The sequence below is a fragment of the Micropruina sp. genome, assembly GCF_027492755.1.
In the GTDB taxonomy this organism is placed as follows: Bacteria; Actinomycetota; Actinomycetes; order Propionibacteriales; family Propionibacteriaceae; genus Micropruina.
The window spans coordinates 1-5,351 of record NZ_JAPUED010000226.1 but is presented as its reverse complement, the minus strand read 5'-3'; the positions used below and the strand labels follow the sequence as shown (position 1 = coordinate 5,351).

Sequence of the window (5,351 nt, the reverse complement as noted above, 5' to 3'; positions counted from 1 at the left end):
TGTGACGACATGTCCGCTCAGAAGGAGTCCATCAGTGGTCTGCATCAGCGGCCGGCGAGCGACGTCCGGTCGGATGCCTCACAGGACCGGCGAACGAGTGATACCGGGTCGTAGGGCGACTGAGCAAAACGTAGGGACGTGCCGTCGTCGCGCAGTGACCGACGACCACGGTGGTGGGCGTTGGCTACTGGGCGGGATCGTCTTTCGGCGACGCATCGACGACGTGGACGTGGTGCTCGCCGCCTTCGGCGCTGGGGTCGGACGGCGGCTCGACCATTGACTGCTCACTCACGATGGACACCGTGTTCGGACTACCGCTGACCTCCTGCGGGTAGCCCGCGGCCGACAGGCCATCCGAGTAGGCACGCAGCAGCCCACGGATCTTGCCCAGGATGCCGCCGCCCCTCACAACGAGCAGTGTGCCTCATCCACCTCGGCCGAGCCCCCGCCTCACTTGTCGGTGAGGCCTGCCACAATGACGCGGGTGTTGAAGACGTCCGATCGAGCGCTGCCGCCGCAATGGCTGCTGTTGACCATCCTCGCCGGGCTGGGCATGGTCGGACCGTTCTCGATCGACACGATGTTCCCCGCCTTCGCGCAGATGGCGATCGACCTGGACACCTCGCCGCTCGCGCTCCAGCAGTTGATCAGCGTCTATCTGCTGTCGTTCGCGGTGATGAGCCTGTTCCACGGTCCGCTCTCGGACGCGCTGGGCCGCAAGCCGGTGATCATGGTCGGCAGTGCTCTCTTCGTGCTCTCGTCGCTGGCCTGCGCACTCGCCCCGAGCCTGGGTTGGCTACTGGTCGGACGCGCCCTGCAAGGCCTGAGCGCCGGCGCCGGACAGATCATCAGCCGGGCGATGGTGCGGGACGTCTTCACCGGCGAACGGGCACAGAAGGTGATGTCGCAGATCGCGATGATCTTCGGGCTCGCACCCGCGCTGGCGCCGATCGTCGGCGGCTGGCTGCTGGTCCACGGCAGCTGGCGGGGCATCTTCTGGTTCCTCACCGGGGTCGGGGTGGTGCTGCTCCTCCTGGTCGGCCTGTTCCTGCCGGAGACCCACCCCACAGCCGAGCGGACGCAGCTGCGCGTCGGACCGCTGTTCAGCTCGCTATGGAGCGTCTGGTCCGACCCGGGCGGACGCCGGCTGGCGCTGACCGCGATGATCAACTTCGCCGGCATGTTCGTCTACATCTCGGCCGCCCCGATGATCGTGGTGAACCTGCTCGGCAAGGGTGAGCAGGACTTCTGGATGCTCTTCGTGCCACTGATCTCGGGCATGGTGATCGGCTCCTGGTTCTCCGGACGCCTCGCCGGCCAGATCAGCGGGCGCCGGCTCGCCACCATCGGCTACTGGATCAGCCTCGCCGCCGGCGCTGCCAACCTGGCCCTGATGCTGATTCCCGCCGCCCAGACGCTGCCCTGGGCGGTGCTGCTGCTGCCGGTGTACACGTTCGGCGTCGCGATGGCGTTCCCGATCCTGACCCTGGCGATGCTGGACCTGTTCCCAGCCAGCCGCGGCGCGGCGTCCTCGGTGCAGAGCTTCGTCTCACTGGTGGCCAACGCACTGATCGCCGGTGCGCTGGCCCCGGCGGTGGCGTTCTCGCTGCCGATGCTGGCCGGCACCACGCTGACGCTGACCGCGATCGGCTACCTGATGTGGCGACGCCATCTGAAGGTCACGGCGTGCGACCCGCCGGCACCGCCCGATCCGCAGACCTACGAGCCGCTCGACGAGATGTGAACGCTCAGCCCCGAACCTCCACCTCCCAGGAATCCACCGGTGCATAGGCAGGGGCACCGGAGTACCAGACCCGGGCGATGCCCGGGATCGGCTGCGGACGCAACTGGGCGTTGCCGAAGCCGTCCAGGTCGGCGGCGAGGGTTTCGGTGGTGCCGTCCTCGTACTCGACGAGCGCCACCACCGAACCCTCGGACGGCGACGGCGCGCCCGGCGGGCCGTCCACCCGGAGCTGCAGCAGGCCGGGCCCGAACTCGACCAGCCGCAACTGCGATTCGACCTTCGTGGAGACGCCCAAGGTGACCCCGGAACCGGTCTTGGCGGTACAGCCTGCGCCGGGCAACCAGGAGCGCAGCCAGGTGCGCCCGTCCGGCCAATGTGCCTCGATCGCGTCCCAGATCGAGGTGGCCTTCGACTCCACCTCGATCCGGACGCTGCGGGTCTCGCCGGGCTGCAGGTGCAGCCAGCGGTGGTCGACATAGCTGCGGTACCGGGTCGAGTCCTGCACCAGTTCGATCCAGGCATCGGCCGGATACGGGAAGGGATTGTGCACGTCGACCACGGACAGCTCGCGGGTGGCGGGTGACTTCGGCTGCGAGATCAGGTCGAAGTAGTTCGACTGGGCCAGGTTGTTGTCGACGTCCGGTTCATCGACCCCGCCGGGAATCCTCACGTACCGGTCGATCCGGGCCTGGACGCAGTGGTGCCGTTGGTCGGTCGGAACCCACTGCACCTCGAACTCGACCCGGGCACCGGCGTCGACATCATGGGTGACCGCCGGCGTGCCGGTCGGCCCGGGAAGGTCCGTCCATCGTGTCGATTCGGCGTCATCGGTGCTCATCGGCAGCGCTTTGAACCGGACGCTGACCGTGGGTGCGTTCAACCCGCCCTCGTTGTGCACGAACGCCACCACCCGGTTGACGATGCCCACCACCGGCTTGTTCAGGAACTTCTTGTCGGCGTCGCTGAGCGCATTCCGCACCTCGATGTCGGGACTCTTGTAGTCGCCCTTCTCGCCGTTGTTGTTGAGCAGCACCGGGTCGGGCCGGTTGCCCTTGCCCACATCCACCCGCACCCGCGCACCGCCTGCGGCGATCGAGATCACCTCGAGGCGGAACTGCTGGAATTGGTTCGGACTGAGCTCCTCGAGGCTCTCATAGTCCTGGCTGGCGGTCAGCGCCGCTCCCTCTCCGTCGCCGTCGTCGATCAGCATGATGATCGGCTTGCGCTTGTCGGCGACCACCGGAGGATTGCGGTACTTAATCGCGTCGTAGCCGATCACCTGACCGGTGCCGAACGTCGGCACGTGGAGGTCGCCGAGGAGCCCCGGCACCGGCTGGCGCAGTTCGAAGAACCACGACAGGCCGGGCGCGACCCGCAGTTCGATCGCCGACATGCGTCCGGCCGGGGGTAGTCCGGACGAGACCGGCACCAGGTCGACGATCTGATTCGACTCCGGCACGCCCAGGGTGAAGGTGCGCACCTGGCCCGGATCCAGGAAGCCGAGCAGCAGTTTGTGCCTCGCCGCCAGGTGCGGAAGGTTGTCCTCGTGTGCCATCAGCTCGCGCTGACCGAGCTCGCGGGTACGCATGGCGTCGGTGAAGTTCGGGTCGGTGGCCGGCATGTACTGGTCGTCGAGCCCGAAAGTGTGCCCCAGCTCGTGGGCGCTCACCGCCACATCGGTGAACTTCACCGTGCTGGTCTGGTCATGCGGCATGCAGACCCGGGCCACCTTGTGATCGACGTCCTTGCCGCCGGACTTCACCTTGATGGTCACCTGCCGGCTCTTGGCGAACGGCCAGGTGAAGTTGGTGGAGCTGGCCGAGCGGACGATCACGAAGATCGCGTCGACATCGGTCCAGGTCAGGCCGGGGGTGCCCTGCAATGCGGTGGCGATGCGCTGCAGCATGTCGTCCTTGATCTCCCACAGCGTGCCGTTCATCTGATGCCAGTCGGCCCATTTGCCACCCAGGTGCACCGGGCCCAGCACACCGCCGGTGACCAGAGTGAGGCCGAGCCGCCCCCCGGACATTTCCCGATAGAACGCGTCGACGCCGCTCGCACCGGTGAACACGGTGCGCCACGACGCCTGCGCGGTGGCGACCGTCGGCGCCGGCTCGGTCGGGGTGACCGTCGTGGGCCACTTGGCGTCGTCGGTGTCGACCAGAACCGCCACCACCCGCCAGTTGGCCAGCTTGTTGCCGGCGGCGTCCCGGGGGACCAACGAGCCCGCATCGGCGACACCCGGCACCGCGCTCAGCAGTGTCATCGGAAGCGGTGGTTCGGTCGGGTTGTCGATCCACTGCGGCGGTCCGTCCAGCGGCGGCACCGGGGCGAAGTCGACCAGGACGTCGGCGACACCCAACTCGGCCCCACTACCGGTTTCGCGGGCGACGAGCCGCGTGCTGCCGGTCTCGGCACCGGCCAGCAGCCGAATCGTCGGACGCGTCGGGTCGAGGTCGGCGGCCGGGTGCGGGCTGAGGGTGACCAGCCCGGGCGGATCGACCACGATGTCCAGATCGGCGCGGGTGTAGCCGGTGACGCCGGTGTCGATCGTGGCGTCGACCCATGCACCCGGCCACAGCGGCTGGCCGGGAATCACCAGCCGGACCCCGGGTTCGAGGCCTGCCGCAGCGTCGAGGCTGAGCAGCCGGTTCTGACCTGTCACCACCAGCCGGTCGCGGCAGATGATCGCCTGGGACGGCTGGGTGATGCCTCTGCCGACCAGTCGCTGCACGTTCGGCGCCGGGACGGTGAGGTCGACCAGGCCGACCCGATGAGCCGGTGCACGTTCGGTGACCAGCAACTGGGTGCGAGCATCATCGGCCCAGGCCAGCAGGAACGGCCCGACCAGCCCGGTGAGCACAGTGGTGCGGGTGCCGTCCGGATCAATCCGGGTGAGCGCACCCGTCCCCTGCTCGGTGAGATACGCCTCACCCGCTGCGCCGACAGCCAGCCCCACCGGTGCGGCGAGTCCGCCTGCGACGGTCTCCACGGCACCGGTGGCCAGATCGACGGAGAGCAGGCGTCCGGTCCGGTCGCTGAGTTGCGCGGACGCGCCGTCTTCCGACCAGACCACGCCGTGCGGTGCGCCGAGCCCGGTGGCGACCTCGACTGCGCCGGCACGTCCGGGGTCGAGCAGGTTCTGCCGCAGCAGGACACCACCTTGTTCGACGATCAGCGCTTCGTCACCGCGGACCGCGATGCCCTCGGGATGGTGGTAGCCGTCACCCCAGGGCTCCAGGCCTCCGTTCTCGATCCCGAAGGCGTGCAGCCGTCCGCCCGACCAGTCGGTGGCCAGTACGGTCCGCCCATTCCACACCGCGGCGCCGATCACCGTTCCGGCCGTGCCGTCCGCCCACACCTGTGGTTCCGCCATGATCCCCTCCCCCGTCGGGGCCGACGCTAGGTGCCGAACCCCGACCGACGGCAGAGCGCAGAATTGCCACCGGAGTGGTGGTATCAGGGCAGCTGCTCAGGCCCTCAGCTCACATGTCGGCCAGGATCGACGCCGTGTCCGAGATCGTCAGTTGGGGCGGATAGAGACCCATCACGTGCAGGGCGGCCTCGTTGTTCTCCGCGGTCGAACCGGCGCAGGCGTCCGCGGCGA

3 protein-coding genes are annotated in these 5,351 nt (G+C 68.6%); 1 reads left to right on the top strand and 2 read right to left on the bottom strand.

What is annotated here, in order from left to right:
• Positions 1 to 184 precede the first annotated feature (184 nt).
• Complete coding sequence (locus tag Q0066_RS15655; protein ID WP_298134683.1) at positions 185 to 409, bottom strand: hypothetical protein; 225 nt, start codon at positions 407 to 409, stop codon at positions 185 to 187.
• A 75-nt stretch (positions 410 to 484) separates the two neighbouring features.
• Here Q0066_RS15655 and Q0066_RS15650 point away from each other — a divergent pair, with 75 nt between their 5' ends.
• Positions 485 to 1,744, top strand: coding sequence for a multidrug effflux MFS transporter (locus Q0066_RS15650; RefSeq protein ID WP_298134681.1), 1,260 nt, complete (start codon positions 485 to 487; stop codon positions 1,742 to 1,744).
• 4 nt (positions 1,745 to 1,748) lie between these two features.
• On the opposite strand, the gene Q0066_RS15645 is transcribed toward Q0066_RS15650, so the two are convergent.
• Positions 1,749 to 5,120, bottom strand: a complete 3,372-nt coding sequence (locus tag Q0066_RS15645; RefSeq protein WP_298134680.1) for a hypothetical protein — start codon at positions 5,118 to 5,120, stop codon at positions 1,749 to 1,751.
• Positions 5,121 to 5,351 lie beyond the last annotated feature (231 nt).